Origin of the sequence: Halobacillus massiliensis (assembly GCF_900166625.1) — a bacterium.
Lineage (GTDB): Bacteria > Bacillota > Bacilli > Bacillales > Halobacillaceae > Halobacillus_A > Halobacillus_A massiliensis.
The window spans coordinates 2,990,516-3,011,812 of sequence record NZ_LT800499.1 but is presented as its reverse complement, the minus strand read 5'-3'; the positions used below and the strand labels follow the sequence as shown (position 1 = coordinate 3,011,812).

Genomic DNA, 21,297 nt, shown 5'->3' with positions numbered 1-21,297 from the left:
ACTTAATTAGTGGCATACGGGGCTCTCCCGGGGATGATTTTCACTATGCAGTGAATAGAAATACCGGTAGAGCCCTTTTAATATGCCGCTTAAGATGGCAATTAGGATGGTTAATATGAAAGTAGTTTTTTTCTTAGCTGCCGCTATATTAGCTGGCTTGCTTTTATGGGGATATTTTTATCCTGTTCAGTCTGTCCTTGAGTTTGACGTTTTGGAAGAGAAAAACAAGGTAGTGTACTTAAAAATAGAGGAAGGCGGACATTTTCGGATCAAATACACCCATTCTGTCCACCTGTCTGATGTGATCGAAGAGTATGAAGTAAGAAATAATCGTATTTACCCCGTGCAGCTTATTTACGAAGATACAGCTGTCGGCATGCCGTCCAATGCTCAAGAAGGTGAGACCTTCGAAATGAAGGATGGAAAGTATTACATTACAGGGTTAAAGGGCTATCATGAGGACATTACTTTATCTATAGGAAAAGTCAGGGCAGAACATACCCTTTTATATAAGGAGAATTCTTATTTATTAAAAGATTTTCTGGGGGCGGGTTCAGTGGTTAAAATAAAACCTGGCCGTGAATCCATGTGGAACCTGGTAAGGGGAGTGACGTTTAATGAGTGAGGAGAAGCACAACATCTCCATTGAGAAGCAACAAGAAATTATGGAAAAATATGATCCAGATGCTGGAGGCAGGCAGCTGACAGGATGGATAGGAAGAATGGCTTTTATTGGTCTTTTATTATTCTCATTATTTCAGCTATATTCTTCTACTATTTCTAATCCTCCGGCTCAAATCCTTCGTTCCGTACACGTTGGGTTTGGTCTTGTATTGATATTTCTTCTTTATCCAGCAACTAAGAAAAATAGACAAAAAGGCAAAGTAGCCTGGTATGATTTTATTTTAATGGCGTTAAGCGCCGTTGTTGGATCGTATTGGGTAATTTTTTACGAGCAGATTGTCACGAGCGGCGGCCGGTTAACTACAATTGATTTTTATGTAGGGGTATTAGCCGTGCTTCTTGTCATTGAAGCAACCAGGCGAGCGGTAGGTCTGCCAATTACGGTAATTGCTGCTGCGTTTTTAGCCTATGCTTACTGGGGAAGGCAGATGCCGGGATTTCTTGTTCACCGGGGTGTAGATATTGATAACCTTGTGCAGTCTATGTATTTTACGACAGAAGGTATATTAGGTACGCCGATTGCCGTATCCTCAACATTTATTTTCCTTTTTTTACTCTTCGGAGCTTTTCTCGTTAAGACAGGAGTCGGGCAGTACTTTAACGACCTGGCCGTTTCTTTTGCCGGTAAACTTACCGGCGGTCCTGCAAAAGTTGCTATTTTTTCCAGTGCGCTTCAAGGGACGATCAGCGGAAGCTCTGTTGCGAACGTAGTAACCTCAGGTGCTTTTACAATTCCAATGATGAAGAAACTGGGATATCGACGGGAATTTGCCGGTGGTGTGGAAGCAGCCGCTTCTACAGGTGGACAGTTAATGCCTCCAATTATGGGTGCTGCCGCTTTTTTAATGATTGAATTCATTGGAATAGATTACTGGTCCATTGCAAAAGCTGCTGCTATCCCTGCACTTCTTTACTTTACAGGCATATGGATTATGACACACTTTGAAGCTAAACGAACAGGCTTAAGCGGCTTAAGTGATGAAGAAATGCCTGATCGTAAAAAAGTATTAAAGAAGATATATCTGCTTCTGCCGATCATAGCTATTATCTTTTTCTTAAGCAGTGGTATAAGTGTAATGCGAGCCGCTCTTTATGGAATTCTTACAACGATTCTCGTAGGACTACTACGTAAGGAAAAATTTCGCAAGCTCTATGTCTTCGTTTTTGCAGGTGGGTTTCTGATCTATGCGGTTTATGGTTTTGCAACGGGAGGATTCAATCTCGTTTCTTCTATTATTTTTGCTACTATGGCAACCATTGTCGTTAGCTATTTATTCGACGGAAATTTTGCAGAGTCCATTGAGGCTTTAGTAGATGGAGCCAGAACAGCGCTTGGAGTAGTTGCAGCCACGGCAGCTGCCGGTATTATCGTTGGGGTCGTTACTACTACAGGGCTTGGGTTGAAATTGGCGAACAGCTTAGTGGATTTAGCTAACGGCCATATCCTGCTGACTCTCTTCTTTACTATGATTGCTGCCATTATTTTAGGTATGGGTTCACCGACAACTGCGAACTATGTTATTACATCAACTATTGCGGCACCGGCAGTTATTTTACTAGGTGTTCCTGATTTAGGTGCCCACTTATTTGTGTTTTACTTTGGTATTATTGCAGATATCACTCCGCCTGTAGCTTTAGCTGCATTTGCCGCTTCTGGAGTTGCGTCTTCTGAACCCATACGAACGGGTTTGAATGCGGCTAAGCTTGCCATAGCGGCCTTTATCATTCCTTATATGTTTGTACTGGAGCCTCAGCTTCTCATGATAGATGTAAGCATTCTAGAATTAAGCTGGATTTTGATTACGGCGATATCCGGTATGATTGCCATTGGCGCAGGGATCATTGGTTATTGGTATAGAAAAGTGGAATGGTATGAAAGGATTCCTGCCATTTTAGGCGGCCTTTCATTAATCTACCCTACAACCATGAGTGATATAGTAGGAGTTGCTATTTTTATTATCTTATTAGGAATGCAATTTCTATTTAAGAGAGATAAAATCGGAGTTCCGGTCTATAAGGCAGAGAGAGGAACATCTGCCAAAGCTTAAAATGAAAAAAGCGTGATCCAAAGTTGGATCACGCTTTACTTTTTTGTTGAGCCGATTCATGCCATAAATGGGCGATGGGGCTTGCCCAATGGTAGGTTATTTGGATAAACGGACCAAGTCCCAGGGCGACAATTAATGTGCCAATACCGACAGGTGCACCAAGCAGATACCCGATCAAGGCAAGAAATGACTCTGTGAAAATACGGACACTGCTTTTAGACTGCTTCGACCGTTTATTCATAATCATCATAAAGTGATCAAGCGGAATTCTTGGAAAAGGAGTGCGCAGATACAGAGCAATCCCTACTGCCATTGTAATTAAACCAAGCGAAAAGATTCCCCACTGAGCATACCAGGCATCATACTGGGCGTTCCCAAGCATATTATAGAGGAAGAAATCCACGGTTACTCCCCGGAGGATAATCGGGATAAGTGATTCATACTGCGGCCTTTTATGTTCAAGTCTGGCATTTAGTAAAAGGAGCAGGATAAAAGCAATAATTAAAATGGTGCCGACAGTTAACGGGGTATGCATGGAAATACCTACGGCCACGCTGTCCCCAGGACCGACTCCCAGGCCGGATCTAATAACTAAGGCAATCCCAAGGCTTGAAAGGATAAGTCCGAAAGTAAATATTAAAAACAAAAAAAGATACTTCATGATTAACTCCTTCATGACAATGGCTATAACCACAATCATATACGTTCACTTTTTTAATGTAAAGGTTGTGAGGTTCAATAGGCGGAAATGTTTCTGTATAATTTATAAAGGGAAATATAAAAATAATCTCATTATAGAGGAGTATGTTCTACTATGAAATACGCTGTCGTAACGGGAGACTCTCGTGGAATCGGAGAAGCCATTGCAGAAGAGTATCTCAAGCAAGGAACCCATGTGATTGGAGTATCGAGAAACAGTAATCCCGATTTAAAACAGGTGGCAGAAACCCATCAAGTATCCTATACACATATCCGTTTAGATCTTAGTAAACCGAACGAACTGAGTGATGGTATTGAACAAATCTGTGAACTCGTTTTTAAAGATGATACAGAGCACGTATATTTAGTCAATAATGCAGGAGTTATTGAACCAATCAACCCTGTAGGAAGCCTGGATGAAGCGGCTGTTTCTCGCCACTTTCAGATTAACATTAGTGCACCGATCCTGTTTGTAAATAAATTTTTAAAAAAAGCCAATACTCAACAGACATCCACAACTATAGTAAACATTACCTCAGGTGCGGCCGAGAAAACGATTCACGGCTGGAGTGTTTACAGCAGTGCAAAAGCAGCGATTAACAGGTTTACAGAAACAGCAGCTTTTGAACAGGAGAAAGCTGGCTGCCAGCATATCATTTTAGCTTTTAGTCCGGGAGTTGTGGACACCGATATGCAAGGTGAAATCAGGACATCGAGTGAAGAAGATTTTGCTGAGGTAGAAAATTTTAAAAAGCTGAAAGAAGAAGGAAAGCTGAGGTCACCCCAAACGGTGGCTCAAGTTTTGATGAAACTCCTTGCATCTCCTGAAAAAATTCAAAATGGACATGTTCACAAGCTGTATGACTTAATAGAAGAGTAATTGTGAGCCCTCTCAATATCAGAGAGGGTTTATTTTTTTGTTTACCAGATGTTAAAGGAGGAATATTGTGAGACAGTCGAGAAGGTATAAAAGAGCAGAAAGGAGATGTTTTTTTGCAATTCTTTGATGGACACAATGATACAATATTAAAACTTTATATGAATAAAAATATCGATTTTTTCTCAGAGTCCTGCGAAGGTCATTTAGATATAGTAAGGGCGAGACGGGCGGGTTTTGCAGGGGGCTTCTTTGCTGTTTTCCCGCCTCCTCATAAGGGTTTATCGGTTCCAAATCCTGAAGATTATCTAACAGAAGAAGGCTATGATGCACCATTAGCAGAAGCAGCCGATCATGGAGCCTGTTTAAAAGTGACGAACGAAATGGTTAATCTTCTCTACCATTTAGAGGAACGAGCTAATGGGGACTTTATTATTGTGAAAGATCGCAAACAACTTAAGAAGGCTGTAAAGAAGGGTAAGATGGTTTCTATCCTTCATTTTGAAGGAGCAGAAGCTATTAAGAAAGACTTGTCTAATCTTGAAAGCTTTCACAAGAAAGGGCTTCGTTCTTTAGGGTTAGTATGGAGCCGTCCAAATGATTTCGGTCAGGGAGTTCCTTATCGATTTCCTTCAACCCCTGATATTGGACCAGGTTTAAGCGAGGCTGGCATTCATCTCGTTAAAAAGTGCAACGAACTTGGAATTATGCTTGATACATCTCACTTAAATGAACAAGGATTCTGGGATGTGGTTAAGTATTCGAACGCTCCCATCGTAGCCACCCATTCCAATGCACATGCATTGTGTCCAATTTCCCGCAATCTAACGGATAAGCAGCTCGCGGCTGTAAGAGATACAAATGGACTGGTCGGCGTTACATTCAGTGTCAATATGCTCCGGAAAGACGGTAAGATGAACCACACCACCACCAGTGATGAAATCATTGCACATATCCGCTATATTGCAGACACCATCGGTATTGAACATGTGGCGCTTGGCTCTGACTTTGATGGAACGACAATTCCTGATCAGATGAAAGACGTTACAGGGGTTCCACAAGTTTTTGAGCTGCTAAAACAGGAGGGATTCTCAACTAAGGAACTAAAAATGATCGCACAAGATAATTGGATACGTGTTTTAAATGAAACATGGAAATCATAAGCATCTTTTTAAGAATTTTTTCTCCATACAGCTTTATTATAAAATAAGAAGAGGGAGCTAAAAAAGCTGCCCTCTTCTACCATATATGGTCTGAATTTTTTACGCTTCCACTTTCGCTTCCTTATTATTTCTTAAGAACATATAAAGAGAGGCCCCAAAAATAGTGATGTACCCCAGAATACTAAGCCAGTCCGGCACCTGCCCGAACAAGAGGATGCTGATTATAGCGGAATATACAACTGTTGAATAAAAGAAAATAGATATTTCACGAGCAGGAGCAAACTTATAAGCTATCGTCAGTCCAAATTGACCGACCGTAGCAAATACACCGGCTCCAAGGAGATAAACCCATTGTTGTGCTGTCATTGGCTCGTAAAAAGCAATAGTAAAGGGGAGAAGGGAAACGGTTGTGAAAAAGGAAAAGTAAAAGACAACAGTATAAAATTTTTCCTTATCCCCTAAAACCCGAAGCAGTGTATAAGCACCGGCAGCGAACACAGCTGAAAAGAATCCAGCCAGATACGGGACCAGATCTATAGAAAATTGTGGTTTTATAATAAATAAGGTTCCAATAAAGGCAATAATAATAGCAATGACCTGATAAGGCCGAGCTTTCTCCTTTAAAAATATCGCGGAAAAGATAATTAATAAAAATGGACTGAGCTTGTTCAGCATATCAGCATCAGACAGCACAAGGTGATCGATGGCATAAAAAAACAGCACGATTCCGACTGTGCCAAGGGCAGAGCGTGCAAGAAGCAAACCCTGGTTTTCTTTTTTTCCAAATAGTCGTTCTTTATGATAGAGAACTAATATAAAGGCAATAGCCGCGGATACGACATTGCGAAAGAAAGTTTTTTGAATGGTTGGGACATCGCCTGACAGCTTGACAAGTGCAGCCATCAGAGAGAAGCCAAACGCAGATAATAATAACAGAATGATTCCTTTATTACGGTTGCTCACAATACTTCCTCCAATAAAGATTATCTTTTGCAAAATCACTGTACTATCCTAATACAAAAGCTAGAAAGATGAAAGAAAAAGCCCTTAGAATTGACGGGGTTCCCTTTATTCTTTAAGCTTAAAGGAAAATGAGGTGAGAAAATGATCTGCTCCCAGCCGATTGTATGGACGATCCGGAAAATCGAAAGCAATCAGCAGAAGTATATTGAAAAAGAGTCAGTTATTGAACTTCACGAAGATGTAGTTATTACCCCTTCTGAAAGATTTCCTCTGCACGAGGTCCACGATGCTTCCTATCGTTCGCTGTCGAATACTTTAGGTTTTTTCTATCTGCATACGATCAGGGGTGTATTTTCTTATCGTGTAAAAGATTCACCAAATGTATGGATATCAGAATTTAAAAAAATTCAAATTAAATAAAAGCCGGCCTTTATTGAAGAAGGCCGGCTTTTTAATTAAAACCTTTAAGAAGGATAAGCTTCTAAAGAATAACAAGAAGATCTGGAGAACAAAATGAAATATAGAAATAGTTATAGGGGAGTTAAAAAACCACGAATCTTAGTCATTCCACTAAAATTCGTGTTTTTTTATCTTCTCGATTTCTCTCTTTAATGCATCCACTTGATTTTTATATGCTTCTCCAAATGTAAGGCTTTTATTTAAATATTCCTCGGCTTTAAATATAATAGGATGCACACACTCCTTCTTCTTTTCTTCACTTAAATGCTTTGTGAACCCATTAGTTAAGTAGTCTTCAGCCATTTTCCAATAGGTCTGGCCAAGCACGAAATTTTTTAATGAAAGACGCTCACTTTCTGCTAATTCGGACCAGTTTAGATGGGGAAAGTAAATTTCTTCATTAAATTCTTTAATAATATATTCGAGTAAATAAATCATTGATTTTACTCTGTTCTCTACACTGGTGCTCTTGCTGTTAAGAGGGTTGCGATTATAATTTCGGTGACAATAGAAAGGTTCATTTAAGTAAAGGCGATTCCATCCAACCTTTGTATTAATAAGACAGTTCAGTGTATCACCAGCCATTGGTTTAGCTTCATCTTTTACCCAATTATATTTTTCGAACAGGGACCGTTTAAATAAGCCAGTCATTGGAATAACGCCTGAACCGAACCGATGGAAAATTGTCTGAACTAATTCATTATCACTATAATGCCTGTAATTCCATGTATTTAAATGTTTTCCGTTTGTATCTACAAGCATTAGGTTTCCGTATACATAGTCGAGACTTTCATCTTTGAGAAAACATTTAACGAAATTCATCAAAATATTTGAATGTAGAAGGTAGTCATCACCACTTAAGTGAAGAACATAATCACCTGTGGCTTGTTCAAAGATCTCGTTAATAACAAGATCAGGAGAACCCGTTTTTGTTTCATGGTAAATGGCTCTAATATTTGGGTAGTCTCTCTTGTACTTTTCTATAATGTTTTTAGAATTGTCTGTAGAGGAATCATCAATAATGATGATTTCGATATTAGGGTAATTTTGATTTAATACAGATTGAAGAGATTGATCAAGATATTCGTTGTAATTACAGTTAATTATCCCGACAGTAACTTTTGGGAGGTTTTCATTTGTAACAGAAAGTGAGATCTCGTTGGATATATTCCCCATAAGATTGTTTAATTTATTTACCTTGGAGTCTAGTGAATAATTTTGTTCGATGTAATTACGATAGGTGACGGGGGAATATTCATTACTCAAAACCATTTCGACGAATTCATCAATGGAACTCCAGACGAAAGAAGGATCATAAATCAGCTTTGCTCCATAAAAATTATGAACAAGAGGTTTAAGACCTTTCGCCATACCTTCCATAACAGACATGTGTTGGGATTCAAACAGGCTGGACGAAATGATGTAATGTTTGTTTTCTAAATATTGATTCACATCGTTCTGCCATGGTTCTATTATTACCGCGTCTGTTAATCCGAATTCTTCAAGCATTTGATTGAAATATAAAGTATATCTTTTATCCTGGTTCGCTCCAGCTATAAAGAGTTTATAACGAGGATCACGGTCATGCAAGGCCTTAAAGGCATGAAGAAGAAGCATAGGGCCTTTTTTATAATTGATATAACCAACGAATGCGAGATTAAAGCCTTTCTCTCTTTGTTTATAGGTGAATTTCTCTAAGTTTACGCCATTTTCAATGACCACAGCTTTATTTTGATTTACATGGGGAATTTGTGAGAGAACATAATCTTTAATGGGCTGGCCTACAAAAATGATGCGATCCACACTGTGCCAATTAATCCTGTGGATATTATAGGTGAAGGCTTCATAACTATGAAGTCTTATAATTATCTTTTTTTCATAAGATAGAGAAAGTTTGGTTCCATAAATAGCGAGGTCATCACACCATTCAAACCAGCAGATATCAGCCCATTTCATACCTTCATCAATTTCCCGATTATCTTTAACAATAATTTTTTTAGTTTCAAAAGTTTTGGTAAACTGCTCAATCACTGGGTCTAGAAAATTATCTAAACCAGGCTTCACAAAGAGGACCAACTTCCTCATTGAATAAACACTCCTTTACCTCACAAAAACAGTATGATATACCTTATGTCTGCAATATTTTTTTGATACGCCGACATCCGCCGTTTTTAATTAATGAAAAAATCAGTCCAGATTTCGGACTGATTATTCCCTGTCAAGCAGGCGGTAAAAGTATTTCTTTGTAAGAAAATCTAAGATGACCTGACTGAAAACTGTAATAGTGATTAAGGCAGCCAACAGAGCCAGGGAGGTATCCAATCGCCCCTGAATAGCATCAATTCTCCAAATGATCAGGAAAATTGGTCCTAATAAAGCTGCTTCGATAAAGAAAGAGAGGAAACCAGTCAGCCGGCCCTTAAAGACCTCCCGCTCATCTGTCCAGTTTAATCGAGGAATATATAAATCAGTGGCTGTTCCGATTACAGCTGTTATCCAATTGATAAAAAGAGATAAAACCATCCAGATGAAAATAATAGCTAAAGGAAGGTCCATAAAGAACCATCCGACTACACCTACAATTATTAAGGAAAGGAGATGAATGACAAAGGCTGCAAGTAACTTACTTGTTATTAAGGTTCTTGCAGAAATAGGCATATATAAATGATTAAACCAGTTTTTTCCGTCTCGTGATATTGAAGAGATGGATGCAGGACTAATTCCGAGTATAAAAACTGTAAAACCTGTTATCATCAGTATCAGGTTTTTTTCATCTGCTTGTTCTGACATTGTCCCTAAGCTGGTTCCTCGGTCGAAGAAAAAGATGACGACAAATAAAACAGGCAATAAAAGAGATTGTACAATGATTTGAGTAAAATATGCAGGAGTACGGAAAATAACGCGCATCTCCCGCAGCCAGCTTACCCAGAGAACAGGACGTTGCTTTACTTGTTTCCGTATGCTTTCGTTATTAAAAGATTTCTTAGAACTTCCCGATAAGCCGAGTACTCCTTTAAAATAAAGCCGCTGTCCTGCGGTCAGGAAAACTCCAAAGGCAGCAGCTGTAATAGCTAAGGATAGAAAAATATAGCCAATCGCAGATATTGAATTCGGGGAGCCAAGGCCTGCAGAATTAAAATAAGCTGTAGGAAATAGCACATCGGCCGCCTGTAATAGGCCGTTTTTTTCATGAATCAGCTGTGCCATGCTTTCTCCTGTTTCATCAGCTGACAAATTCAGTCGTAATAAAACATTTATTCCGATGATAAAAACAAACATAAGTAGACCGGCAATTATTTTCATTCGATCTTTGTTTTTAGCGATATTAAGAAACCGCATAACAAACATAATAACAATGGCAGTAAGCACAAATGGCAGAACAGGTGCACTCAGCCATGCCGCAAAAGCATAAATGTAGTAAAGGAAGCCGGAGTTATGGTAAAGATTAAAGATTACCAATGCGGGAGCTAGAATAATCAAGTTAGCGATATATAGTGTAACAAGTGGAGCAGCTGATTTAGCGGCCATGAGCTGGTAAGGTTGAAAAGGCAGTGGGATAAAAGATTCTATATCTTCCGCAAAATAAAATGAACTTAATATCGAACTGATACTTAAAAAAATAAATAACACAAACATAAGAATAAACAACAGGCTAAGAATAAATGTTTCGTTTCCTGTGGGAGCCAAGGTTTCATACAAAGCTCCTATAATGCTGTCCAGCGAATAAAATAAAACAGCAGAAAAGGGAAATGCAAACACCAGCAATAACACATAAGATCCAATTTCCATAGTGCTTTTGCCTGATAAGGAGAATTGCATCTTTAACATTAGCTGAATTAAACGAAAAGTTTTATTCATTCTTCGTTAGCTCCAGGAAAACCTTTTCCAGGTTTTCATCATTTTTAAACTGCTGTTTCAGTTCGGCCATGTGCCCGTGAAATTCAATTTGACCGCGATTAATGATCGCCACTTCATCACAAAGCTGTTCTACAACTTCAAGCACATGGGTAGAGAAGAAAACAACTTTTCCTTTATTTGCATGTTCACGCATTAATTCTTTCAAAGTATAAGCTGATTTTGGATCCAGTCCCGTCAGCGGCTCATCCAGTATCCAAATATCAGGATCATGTAATAGGACACCGCTGACCACGATTTTTTGACGCATGCCATGGGAGTATGTCTGCATATAATCGTTTAATGCCTCATAGATGTCAAATTTTTTCGTGAAACGCTCGATTCGCTCTCGGCGAATATCATTAGGAACCTTATAAACATCTGCTATAAAGTTTAAATACTCAATTCCTTTTAAACGCAGAAAGACATCAGAGCGATCAGGAACGTACCCAATGATTTGTTTGGCTTGTAAAGGTGTTGCCATTATATCAAACTTATTGAGAGTAATTGATCCGGTTTCAACAGGGAGAATACCGGTCATCATTTTAATAGTCGTAGACTTACCAGCACCATTAGGACCGAGAAAGCCAAAAATTTTTCCGTCCTCTACTTTAAGTGATAAGTCGTGGATTACTTTTTTTCCAGAGAATTCTTTGGTAATGCGGTCAATTTTAATCATATGTAGTTACCTTCCTTTCTCCATTACTTACGTCTAAGCTGGAGATTCGTTTCAAAACTAGTCTATATGGTAATCCATCCAGTACTCATCCATATAACGGTCTGAAACTTTGACAGCGTGACGCTCAGTTCCGAAAATGGAAAAACCGGCTGTTTTGTAAAGTTTAAGTGCCGGCTGATTCGTCGTCACAACGGCCAGCTGTATGACTTCGATTTCCCGGGCTTTTGCTTCTTTGATACATTCGTTTATTAGCTGCCGGGCAACATTGTGCCGTCGATGAGAAGGGGAGACATAAACACCAACAATTGAGGCTTTATGTTTACACTTGGGGTGCATTTGAAAGGTTAAAGTTGCATTTCCAACAAGCTGGTCCTTATTGAAACAGCCGATTGTAAGGGCATGACTGCTGTCGAGCCGTTCAGCTGTTGCTTGAATAGGATTAGCTCGTTGTTTCTCCTGTTCGTAAGCTGTTAAAAAAGCGTCAGGACTGTTAAGAAGGGCTTCAAGCCGAAGTTCCCGGTAGGTTTTAGCATCCTCACCTGTCAATATTCTAAATTTCATTTGGATTCCCCCTTGATTGTAATAATATTATCTAATCCTTATAATAAAGTAAATTATAAAAAAACGTGTAAAGGAGTAACTTATGACTGAAAAAGAAAAAATGCTGGCAGGCGAGCTATATAAAGCATGGGATCAAGAATTAGTATTGGAAAGAAAGCGGGCAAGTCAATTGCTTTATACATATAATTTAACAAAAGAAACTGATGATTATCCAAGAGAGCAATTACTATCAGATATTTTTGGATCTGCAGGAAAAGGGGCATACATTGAACCGTCTTTTCAATGTGATTATGGCTATAATATTCATGTAGGAGAAAATTTCTTCGCGAATTACAACTGTGTTATGCTGGATGTCTGCAAAATTAATATTGGCCATCGTGTACTGATGGGTCCTGGTGTACATCTCTATACAGCAACTCATCCTTTAGATAAAGAAGTCCGCGCAAGCGGGTTAGAATCAGGGAAGCCAATTACCATTGAAGATGATGTATGGATCGGAGGAAGTGCGGTCATAAACCCCGGAGTTACTATCGGAGAAGGGGCTGTTATCGGTTCAGGAGCTGTAGTAACAAAAGATATTCCAGCAGGTGTCTTTGCAGGAGGGAACCCGGCCAAAATAATTAAGGAGTTATAAGTGGCCCTGCTAGTTTTCTGGCAGTTTTTTCGTTATGATACTAAGGGATTATGTTTGAAAGAGGGATCGGATAATGATTAAAAGAAAAAGTAAACGAGAAATAGAGTTGATGCATGAGGCTGGTAAGCTTCTAGCTAATGTCCATAAAGAATTAAGGACTTTTATAAAGCCGGGTGTCACTACGATGGAGATTGAAAAATTTGTAGAAGACTACTTGGAGAAACACGGTGCTACAGGGGAACAGAAAGGTTATCAAGGATATGAATACACAACATGTGCCTCCATTAACGATGAGATCTGCCATGGCTTTCCTAGAGATGAAAAATTAAACGAAGGCGACATTGTTACCGTTGATATGGTAGTCAATCTAAATGGGGCATTAGCTGATTCTGCTTGGACACATCCAGTAGGAGAAATTAGTGATGAGGCGAAAAAACTTCTCGATGTTACAAAAACCTCTCTATACAAGGCTATTGAAAAAGCTCAAGTTGGAAACCGTATTGGTGATCTTGGTCATGCCATTCAGTCTTATGCAGAAGGGGAAGGATATTCTGTAGTCAGAGATTTTACTGGACATGGAATCGGGGAAACGATTCATGAAGATCCATATATTCCTCACTTCGGTCAGGCTGGCAAAGGAGCTCGTTTAAAAGAGGGGATGGTTATTACCATTGAGCCGATGATCAATATTGGTACATTTGGCAATAAGATGGATGAGAATAACTGGACAGCACGGACTCTGGATGGTTCTCTATCTGCTCAGTATGAACATACGATTGCCATTACAAAAGATGGTCCCCTTATTTTAACGGACCAGGAAGAAGAATAAATAAAAAAGCTCCCAGTATGGGAGCTTTTTTTTATATTATGCTTTTGTAACGTTAGCAGCTTGAGGTCCGCGTTGACCTTCTTGAATTTCGAAGCTTACTACTTGTCCTTCTTCAAGGCTCTTGAATCCTTCTTCTTGGATAGCAGAGAAGTGAACAAATACGTCGTCTTGACCTTCAACTTCGATGAAACCGAAACCTTTTTCTGCGTTAAACCATTTAACTGTACCTTCTACCATGAAAATACCTCCTGCGTGGGATTTGCCCCACATTGTATTACTATTCTTGCTCTTCACATGATAAAGATGAAAATTACTATGAAGCAATTCTTTCTTTGAATCGATCCGAACAACAATAACTAATTCTTAGTATAACAGATCAGATTTTAAATTGATACGTCTTTTACCAATAAATTGGCTCAAAAAGCTTGAAAGTTTTGTCGTTTTACATCGAATAATCTACTTACTATATATAAAATAAAAGAGCTCCCACTAGGGGAGCCCTTTTAAAGAGACATCAATTATGCTTTTGTAACGTTAGCAGCTTGAGGTCCGCGTTGACCTTCTTGAATTTCGAAGTTTACTGCTTGACCTTCTTCAAGGCTTTTGAAACCTTCTTCTTGGATAGCAGAGAAGTGAACGAATACGTCGTCTTGACCTTCAACCTCGATGAAACCGAAACCTTTTTCTGCATTAAACCATTTAACTGTACCTTCTACCATGTAGAATACCTCCTGCGTGGGACTTTCCCCACATTGTATTACTATTCTTGCTCTTCATATTCAATCAAGACGAACTCACATAACGCTACCTTCTCTGTTATGAATCTTAACGAACAACAATAATTAACTTTATTATATCAGAAATAATATAAAATGCAAACCTACTCTTTTGAAGAAATATAAGTTGATTCTTCAATCACCCGATGAAGGGTTCTTTCCACTAATCCAGTAATGTTTTCTTCGGGTGTCTTAACAAGCTCTGATAAGGTGTCCTCATTATTTAATAAATGGTGAATGACATTCCAGCCCGCAAAGCTTGCTTCATTTAAATAACCTGAAGCACCGGTTCCTTTTGTAAAGGAATAAAGAGCTTTATAATCAGTCCGTCTCATATGAGGGAGAAGGTTGATCATAATCCGATTAGGCTCTTTATTACACGAAGACATCCATGGATACAGGGCCATTGTCTTAAATTCAGCTGCAGTTGTCTTAACAGCTGTATGTAGGGACAACCCTTCAATAAAGATGGCGTGTGCAATGTTTTTGGGTGGATATGGATTCGCTTTCGTCTGATTTAAATAAACCACTTTTGCCAATTCCTGGACAAGGTGGACATCCTGCCACGGTTTTTCAATCGGAAAATATAGAATATATGATTCACTTGTCGCTTTTTCTATAAATGCATCGGTATCAAAATCACCAATAAAAAAGACAACGGATAAATGCAGAGGCTCATAACTCTTTAATTCATCCTGGACTAAAGACACATAGCGTCTCACCATTCCAAAATCAGGTTCAAAACTTTCTATTTGTGAAAGAATCGTTGAGTATTTCGGGAAAGCCCGCTTGATCATCTCTTTTGCCAGCTGGTTCTTCGGATCCTCTTTTAAATACGGGTTAAATCCATAATGTGTTTTCCACAAGTTGAAAAGCTCCTGATCTTCTGAATCAAGGTGTTGGGCGAAACGGTAAAACGCAAGAAATTCACTTTTATAGTGAGAGATCTGGATGACATTCAAGTCCTTTCCTCCTCTATCAGTATTATTGATTTAAAAATTCAAGACGTTTATTCCACACTTGCGGGGCCTGTGTCCCTATCCAAATAAGATGGCTGTTGGAAGGTACATCGTAAATCTCACACTGCGGCACATTAGACTGCAAAAATGTAGCGTTTGAGTAGGCAACACTTTTATCTTTTTGAGCATACATTCCAAGGACCGGCACTTTTACTTCACGAAGATCCGGAACTCGATGCTCTAAATCTAAAAGAAAGCCCTTACCCGAACTTGAAGTCATGATTATATCAGAAATAAACCGGCGATCATTAGGTGTAAGTCCAGCTATAAAATCATCAGCTGAGTCAGTTGAAAGCCATTGAATCAGCTGTTTAATAGCATAATTAGGCGAGAGTTTTAAAAGAAGCCGCAAGCTTGCCCATACCATTTTCTCATTTCGACCAAACAATCTTTTGGCGGTTCTTTTTAACTGATCATCCCACGTAGTAGTCAAGGCTGCTTCCATAATTAATTTTTCTACACGGTCAGGGTGACATACCGATAGAGCAATCCCCGTAGGACCTGCAGCAGAAATGGCAATAACACTGACTTTATCAATATTTAAGTGATCTAAAATCTCAATAACCGTATCAGAGAACTCTTCTGCACTTCTTCCGGCAGAAACTTCTGTTTGATCATAACCAGGGCGTGAGATGGTTAGAAGGGTATATCCTTCAAAGATTAAACTGCTATGTGAGAAATCAGTACGGCGGCTGGAGTGACCGCCCTTTAATAATAAAATTACAGGGCCTTTTCCTTCATAAGAGTATTCAACTAAACCTCTAGAAGAGCTGTATAATACGGATGGCACACGGTTCACCCTTTCTATCTTTTTCCTAATCTAAATATAAGCTATAATGATTAAAATTGAAACATCAGAGGATTCTGAAAAAAGGGGTGGTCTTATTCGAATAGTGTCGATTTGCCCGAGTAACACTGAGATTGTGGCCTATCTTGAGCTTGATGAGTTGTTGATTGGTGTCGACAATTATTCTGATTATCCGGAGACAGTTAAGGAACTCCCACAGCTTGGGCCGGACCTGTCAATTGATATAGAAAAAGTAGAGGAGCTTCAACCAGACCTGGTGCTTGCTTCTTTATCTGTGCCGGGAATGGAAGCAAACATTAAGGGGCTTGAGGAGCGGGGAATTCCTTATATCATTTTAAACCCTGGTACGTTAAATGAAATTGCAGAAGACATTATAAAAACAGGGGAAGCATTAGGTTATAAAGAGCTGGGAAAACTAAAAGCTGATCTTTTTCTAAAAGAACTTGAAAAATATAAAGAAAAAAACAGGGGGGAAGGAGCAGCACCTTCTCTGTATTGGGAATGGTGGCCAAAGCCGATATTTACTCCTGGCGGCGGGAATTGGCTAACCGAAATCACCGCTCTAGCAGGAGGACAGAATATCTTTGCCGACAGGCGGGAGGCCAGCCTCCAAATGGAATGGGAGGATGTTCGAAAAGCCGACCCTGATCATATATGTATGGTATGGGTTGGAGTAAAGGAAGATAAAATGAGGCCGGAACTACTTAAAAAGCGTCCGGGCTGGAATGAAATGAAAGCGATCCAAAAGGGGAAAATTCATGTTCTGGAAGAATCCCTATACTGCCGGCCCAGCCCAAGACTTCTTCAAGGGCTGGAAAAGCTCGACACTTTATTGAATTTAAAATAAAAAAAAGCAGGCGTAAGGTAGTGACCCCTAAAAGTTAGAGTTTTTATTATGCAGCTGGTTGGCTGGTTTGAGTTCGGTATTGTATGGGACTTAACCCAGCCAATTTTTCTTTGACGCGTTCATGATTATAGTAGTCCACATAGACCTCGAGTTTTCTTTTTTTAAGTGCTTCATAAGAAATCAGTTCTTCTCCGTAATACATTTCTTGTTTGAGAATCCCAAAAAAATTCTCCATGGCCGCATTATCTGCGCAGTTTGCTTTCCTGGACATACTTTGAAAGATGTGATGTTTCTTTAATGTTTTCACCCATGTGTTGTGTTGATAATGCCAGCCTTGATCAGAGTGGATGGTTGTCCGGTATTCGGCTTCCTTTTGAATGGTTTCCAATGCTTCCTTCAACGGCTTTAAAACAAAGTTCAGGGTTGGCCGTTTGGAAATGCCAAAAGAGACAACTTCTTTATTAAATAAGTCCATAATTGGGCTTAAATAAAGTTTCTCATTTCCTGTACATTTAAATTCAGTCACATCGGTGACTAATTTTTGGAGACGGATTGGGGTATGGAACCTGCGTTTTAATCGATTACCAGCCACTTTTCCGACCGTACCTTTGTACGATTTATATCTGGATTTACGGGTGAATTTTTCACATTTCAATTCGAGTTCACTCATTATCCGTTGAACTTTTTTATGGTTGATCATATACCCTTGGTTTCTGAGTTCGAAGGAAATGCGGCGATAGCCATACGTTCCGTTGTGCTTATGGAAGAGGTTCGTAATCCTTTCTTTCCACTCTTTATTTGGATCTTCCTTTTTGAACTGCTTTCTCTGGTAATGATAAGTGGCTTCAGGGATGTCCACTCTTCGTAAGGCATCTTTTAATTTGAATCCTTCTTTTTTGAGTTCGAATACCAGTGCTGTTTGTGCTTTTCGAGATAGGCATTTGGATTCTCCTGAAAAGCTTTTAACTTTTTTAGATAGGAATTCTCTAAACGTAGAAGTTCATTTTCACGTTCTAATTGTTCTTCACGAGTGAATCCCTTATCTGATTGGGTTAACTTTTTCTTAGGTTTTTTTGACATAGAAGGCCGTCCTTTCGCTTTTTCTTGGAGGCCTTCGATCCCTTCCTTCCGAAATGTATTGGACCAGTTCGCAATTAACGTCGGGTTGTTCAATTGGAAGGCAATCGCAGTCTCCTGATGAGAAGCGCCTGTCTGTTTCATAAAGTTTAATACATTCAGCTTGAATTGGACAGGGTAGACTTGTTTCGAACGCTTCCTTTTTAAACCTTCTTCTCCGAATGCTTGATAAGCTCGAACCCATCGTAAAATTTGCACATCACTAGGGATTGAGTGCTTCTTAGCTAATAAAGCGTACCCTAGATGACCTTGAAGATACTCCGTTACTACCTGTAATTTAAATTTCTCACTATATTTTGTCATACAAAAACACCCCGGAAGTTAGATTTTTAACTCTAACTTCCGGGGTGCACTACCTAAAGCCTGCTTTCATTAATGGTAGTGATCTTTGGGAATGGCAAGTTCTTTAAAATTATGAGCTAAGTCGCTCAGCTGATTCTGCAGGTCTTCCCCACTCATAGGCAGCCCATGGCCGGTTATAGCCGTTGTTGGGTTTAATGCTGCCAGTTTTTTAACAGACTGCTCGGCTTCCGGCCAGTTGTGAGTGAAATATGCAGGAGGCCCGTGGACGTGCTGATGCTGAATAAATACGGCCAGGCTGGATTCCTGTTTCACTGTAATGAAGGCATCTCCGCTAACCATCGTTCGATCACTGTCTCTAAAGAGTGAAATATGGCCCGGCGTATGTCCTGGTGTATGAATATACCGCCATTTTTCTAAAAAAGGCACAGAACCATCCGCTGGTAAAGGCTCTACCCACTTTTTTAAGTTTGGAGGTGTAGTTGGGAAGAAGGGAGAAAGAACAGATATTAATCCGCCGCCAATGGTCGAATTACCAACTGGATAAGATCTTTCACCAATCAGGTAATCCATTTCTTTTTCATGTGCATAAATGGGAACATCCCAGTATTTGGCCAGCTTCTTTGCTGATCCTACATGGTCAAAATGTCCATGAGTAAGGATAATGGCAGAGGGTGGAACATCTCCGTAACGTTTTTTAGCAGCTTCTATTATTCTTTGGGCATAGTGGCCGATCCCACAGTCTATGAGGACCCATTTTTCTTCATATGGTTTACCGATAAATATTACATTGACCATTAATGTGCGGTAATAAGCGACGTCCTCAAGCACGTCTTCAGCTATTGCCTGTTCCATATCCCAGTGTTCGTCTTGCAGCGGTTCATATGGTTTTTCTTCCATGAGAGTCCCTCCTTTTACCACTTAGTTTAAGCACGACTAAATGTTCTATTCACTGGAAACAAAAAAGCCAGGATAATTCCTGGCTTTAGATTAGAGAGCAGCTTTGTTATGACACTATTTTGTTTTAGGGATTATTGTTCCGTTTGCCTGAATAAGGAGAATCGGGCCTGGGGAAACAACTCGCTTTCCATGGGCGAACGGTGAGCTTCCTCGGGCTTTTAGCCCTCCGGGATCTCACCCTGTTCTTTTCTCCCATAGGAGTCTCGCCGTTTCCCCTGGCCCTTTATGTTTATTGGCGTAACGGAACATTGAGTTAGAGAGGACTATTTCCTTTAGAGCGGTTAATGAAACTACAGCGTTCCGTTTATTCCAACAATGGTAAAGAGGGGGGGAAATGGCGAGACTCCAGCAGGGAGATAGAGCCAAGGTGAGATCCGCGAGTGTAACGAGCTAGCTCATTGGCTCCCCGCGGAAAGCGAGCTATTTCCCAGCCGCTTTTCTCCAACGAAATAAACGGAACAGCCCATTTTCTTCATAAGTAAAAAAACAGCCATAACAAAAGGGAGATTCAAATATGGAAGTATGCCTCTTTAAGACTAACTGTTTTTGTAAGTTAATGTTTTGCCTGTCAGTCCCACTAATATAGTTAAAATAGGAGAAAACAGACAGAAAAATGCAAATGGAAGGTAACTCAGTACAGAAACCCCTAGAACATCGGCAAGGAACACCCCGCAAACACTCCATGGAATCAACGGATTAATGACTGTACCTGCATCCTCCAAAGTCCTGGATAAGTTTTTACGAGCCAGCCCATTCTTATCATATAAATCCTGATATGCTTCTCCTGTAAGCAAAATGGAAAGGTATTGTTCTCCAATAGAGACATTGATTCCAATCGCCGTTAATGCCGTAGAAAGGATGACTGAACGAGCAGAGGACAGCGCATGTTGAACTTTTGCAAGGATCGAAGGGATGATGCCCGTTGTAAAAAAGAGCCCTCCTAACGCCAGCGCTAAAATTACAAGGCTGACTGTAAATAACATTCCATTCATTCCACCCATAGCTAACATTTCTGTTACAGCTTCATTGCCAGTTTCAATGGAAAAACCGTCAAACCATACAGACCACAATTCACTCCATGGGATAACGGAGTGCAGGCCTGCAATTAGTGTAGCAGCTATACTTGTAACGGCTAGTGATAAGAAAGCCGGCTGCTTGCTTAACGTAAAAATTATTAAAATAATAAAAGGGATCCACGAGGACCAGTGCATTAATCCTGAAGCTTTAAGTCCTTCCTGGAAGGAAGCAAGCCCAGCAGTGTTTGCAGCCCCAGAAGGCGATAGAAGGGCAAATAGTATAAAGCTGAGAACGAAAGCAGGAATAGTCGTCCACATCATATTTTTTATATGATCAAATAAGTCCACTTTAACAACAGTAGAAGCCAGGTTAGTCGTATCTGATAATGGGGACATTTTGTCTCCAAAAAAGGCCCCTGATACGACCGCACCAGCTGTGATTGCTAGTGAGAAGTCGGCTGATTCAGCGACACCAAGCATAGCTACCCCGACAGTTGCTGCCGTGGTAAATGAGCTTCCTAAGGAGACTCCAATGATGGCAGTGATCGTAAAAGTAATCGCATAAAACCAAGGACTTCCAGCCAATGCAAAGGCTGTATTCATGAGAACAGGAATTGTTCCACTGGCCATCCAGCTTGAAATTAAAATACCGATAAGGAAAAACAGCAGGACAGCTCCTAAGCCAGTCTCTGCCCCTTTTATCATTCCGTTCTGAAGAGTTTGAAAAGGAATTCTCTTTAGTAATCCATAAGCTGACACTAAAAATATACTCATTAAAATCGGAATGTGAGGAACAAGTTCAAGCCCGATAATGCAGTAGCTGATTACGGCCAGCACTATTAATATAATGACAGATGCTTCTGAAGCTCGTGGAAGTTTGGCCGGCTGTAGTTTTAACATAATAAAATTCCCCCTATAATTAAAAAAACTTCGTCTCCTAAAAA

General features: G+C 39.8%; 22 protein-coding genes. 8 read left to right on the top strand and 14 right to left on the bottom strand.

Features of this window, described 5'->3' with window-relative positions:
* The first annotated feature begins 115 nt into the window (after positions 1–115).
* Positions 116–625, top strand: coding sequence for a DUF1850 domain-containing protein (locus B7E06_RS14985; protein ID WP_143414504.1), 510 nt, complete (start codon positions 116–118; stop codon positions 623–625).
* Positions 618–2,732, top strand: coding sequence for a TRAP transporter permease (locus B7E06_RS14980; protein ID WP_082234765.1), 2,115 nt, complete (start codon positions 618–620; stop codon positions 2,730–2,732). Before B7E06_RS14985 ends, B7E06_RS14980 begins: the two co-directional genes overlap by 8 nt.
* Before the next feature lie 28 nt (positions 2,733–2,760).
* Here the strand turns inward: B7E06_RS14980 and B7E06_RS14975 are convergent, their stop codons facing one another.
* Complete coding sequence (locus tag B7E06_RS14975) at positions 2,761–3,393, bottom strand: YczE/YyaS/YitT family protein (protein WP_082234764.1); 633 nt, start codon at positions 3,391–3,393, stop codon at positions 2,761–2,763.
* 153 nt (positions 3,394–3,546) lie between these two features.
* On the opposite strand from B7E06_RS14975, the gene B7E06_RS14970 reads away from it, so the two are divergent.
* Both B7E06_RS14970 and B7E06_RS14965 read left to right on the top strand, forming a co-directional pair.
* On the top strand, positions 3,547–4,311 hold the full coding sequence (locus B7E06_RS14970) for a (S)-benzoin forming benzil reductase (RefSeq protein WP_082234763.1): 765 nt from the start codon (positions 3,547–3,549) through the stop codon (positions 4,309–4,311).
* Positions 4,312–4,424: 113 nt separating this feature from the next.
* On the top strand, positions 4,425–5,471 hold the full coding sequence (locus tag B7E06_RS14965) for a dipeptidase (RefSeq protein ID WP_245807748.1): 1,047 nt from the start codon (positions 4,425–4,427) through the stop codon (positions 5,469–5,471).
* Between the two features lie 99 nt (positions 5,472–5,570).
* On the opposite strand, the gene B7E06_RS14960 is transcribed toward B7E06_RS14965, so the two are convergent.
* Entirely contained in the window at positions 5,571–6,434 is an 864-nt protein-coding gene (locus B7E06_RS14960) for a DMT family transporter (RefSeq protein WP_082234762.1), read from the bottom strand.
* A 141-nt stretch (positions 6,435–6,575) separates the two neighbouring features.
* Between B7E06_RS14960 and B7E06_RS14955 the strand changes: the two genes are divergently transcribed.
* Positions 6,576–6,854, top strand: a complete 279-nt coding sequence (locus B7E06_RS14955) for a hypothetical protein (protein WP_082234761.1) — start codon at positions 6,576–6,578, stop codon at positions 6,852–6,854.
* Between the two features lie 150 nt (positions 6,855–7,004).
* On the opposite strand, the gene B7E06_RS14950 is transcribed toward B7E06_RS14955, so the two are convergent.
* The 4 genes from B7E06_RS14950 to B7E06_RS14935 all read right to left on the bottom strand — a co-directional run bounded on the left by B7E06_RS14950 (position 7,005) and on the right by B7E06_RS14935 (position 12,027).
* Positions 7,005–8,978, bottom strand: coding sequence for a glycosyltransferase (locus tag B7E06_RS14950; protein ID WP_082234760.1), 1,974 nt, complete (start codon positions 8,976–8,978; stop codon positions 7,005–7,007).
* A 123-nt stretch (positions 8,979–9,101) separates the two neighbouring features.
* Positions 9,102–10,751: a putative ABC transporter permease subunit gene (locus B7E06_RS14945; protein WP_082234759.1), complete on the bottom strand. Its 1,650-nt coding sequence runs from the start codon at positions 10,749–10,751 to the stop codon at positions 9,102–9,104.
* Positions 10,744–11,466 (bottom strand): ABC transporter ATP-binding protein, encoded by a 723-nt coding sequence (locus B7E06_RS14940; protein WP_082234758.1) that lies wholly within the window; start codon positions 11,464–11,466, stop codon positions 10,744–10,746. The genes B7E06_RS14945 and B7E06_RS14940 overlap by 8 nt, the downstream gene beginning before the upstream one ends.
* Before the next feature lie 57 nt (positions 11,467–11,523).
* Positions 11,524–12,027 (bottom strand): GNAT family N-acetyltransferase, encoded by a 504-nt coding sequence (locus B7E06_RS14935; protein ID WP_082234757.1) that lies wholly within the window; start codon positions 12,025–12,027, stop codon positions 11,524–11,526.
* Between the two features lie 82 nt (positions 12,028–12,109).
* On the opposite strand from B7E06_RS14935, the gene B7E06_RS14930 reads away from it, so the two are divergent.
* Both B7E06_RS14930 and map read left to right on the top strand, forming a co-directional pair.
* Entirely contained in the window at positions 12,110–12,661 is a 552-nt protein-coding gene (locus B7E06_RS14930; protein WP_082234756.1) for a sugar O-acetyltransferase, read from the top strand.
* 73 nt (positions 12,662–12,734) lie between these two features.
* Positions 12,735–13,490, top strand: a complete 756-nt coding sequence (gene map / locus B7E06_RS14925; RefSeq protein ID WP_082234755.1) for a type I methionyl aminopeptidase — start codon at positions 12,735–12,737, stop codon at positions 13,488–13,490.
* Between the two features lie 36 nt (positions 13,491–13,526).
* Here map and B7E06_RS14920 read toward each other — a convergent pair whose 3' ends face one another.
* From B7E06_RS14920 to B7E06_RS14905, 4 genes are all read right to left on the bottom strand, one after another.
* Complete coding sequence (locus tag B7E06_RS14920; RefSeq protein ID WP_082234754.1) at positions 13,527–13,727, bottom strand: cold-shock protein; 201 nt, start codon at positions 13,725–13,727, stop codon at positions 13,527–13,529.
* A gap of 281 nt (positions 13,728–14,008) precedes the next feature.
* Positions 14,009–14,209, bottom strand: a complete 201-nt coding sequence (locus B7E06_RS14915; RefSeq protein WP_082234753.1) for a cold-shock protein — start codon at positions 14,207–14,209, stop codon at positions 14,009–14,011.
* Between the two features lie 161 nt (positions 14,210–14,370).
* On the bottom strand, positions 14,371–15,228 hold the full coding sequence (locus tag B7E06_RS14910) for a hypothetical protein (protein WP_082234752.1): 858 nt from the start codon (positions 15,226–15,228) through the stop codon (positions 14,371–14,373).
* Positions 15,229–15,250: 22 nt separating this feature from the next.
* Entirely contained in the window at positions 15,251–16,075 is an 825-nt protein-coding gene (locus B7E06_RS14905) for an alpha/beta fold hydrolase (RefSeq protein WP_082234751.1), read from the bottom strand.
* Between the two features lie 94 nt (positions 16,076–16,169).
* Between B7E06_RS14905 and B7E06_RS14900 the strand changes: the two genes are divergently transcribed.
* The gene (locus tag B7E06_RS14900; protein WP_082236025.1) at positions 16,170–16,940 is read left to right on the top strand and encodes a cobalamin-binding protein; all 771 of its coding nucleotides are present in this window, start codon (positions 16,170–16,172) and stop codon (positions 16,938–16,940) included.
* Positions 16,941–16,986: 46 nt separating this feature from the next.
* Here B7E06_RS14900 and B7E06_RS14895 read toward each other — a convergent pair whose 3' ends face one another.
* The 4 genes from B7E06_RS14895 to nhaC all read right to left on the bottom strand — a co-directional run bounded on the left by B7E06_RS14895 (position 16,987) and on the right by nhaC (position 21,253).
* The gene (locus B7E06_RS14895) at positions 16,987–17,853 is read right to left on the bottom strand and encodes an IS3 family transposase (RefSeq protein ID WP_245807814.1); all 867 of its coding nucleotides are present in this window, start codon (positions 17,851–17,853) and stop codon (positions 16,987–16,989) included.
* Positions 17,817–18,380, bottom strand: coding sequence for a helix-turn-helix domain-containing protein (locus B7E06_RS14890; protein ID WP_082234749.1), 564 nt, complete (start codon positions 18,378–18,380; stop codon positions 17,817–17,819). The genes B7E06_RS14895 and B7E06_RS14890 overlap by 37 nt, the downstream gene beginning before the upstream one ends.
* 69 nt (positions 18,381–18,449) lie before the next feature.
* Positions 18,450–19,277, bottom strand: a complete 828-nt coding sequence (locus B7E06_RS14885) for an MBL fold metallo-hydrolase (protein WP_082234748.1) — start codon at positions 19,275–19,277, stop codon at positions 18,450–18,452.
* A 596-nt stretch (positions 19,278–19,873) separates the two neighbouring features.
* On the bottom strand, positions 19,874–21,253 hold the full coding sequence (nhaC, locus tag B7E06_RS14880) for a Na+/H+ antiporter NhaC (protein WP_082234747.1): 1,380 nt from the start codon (positions 21,251–21,253) through the stop codon (positions 19,874–19,876).
* Positions 21,254–21,297: the final 44 nt, after the last annotated feature.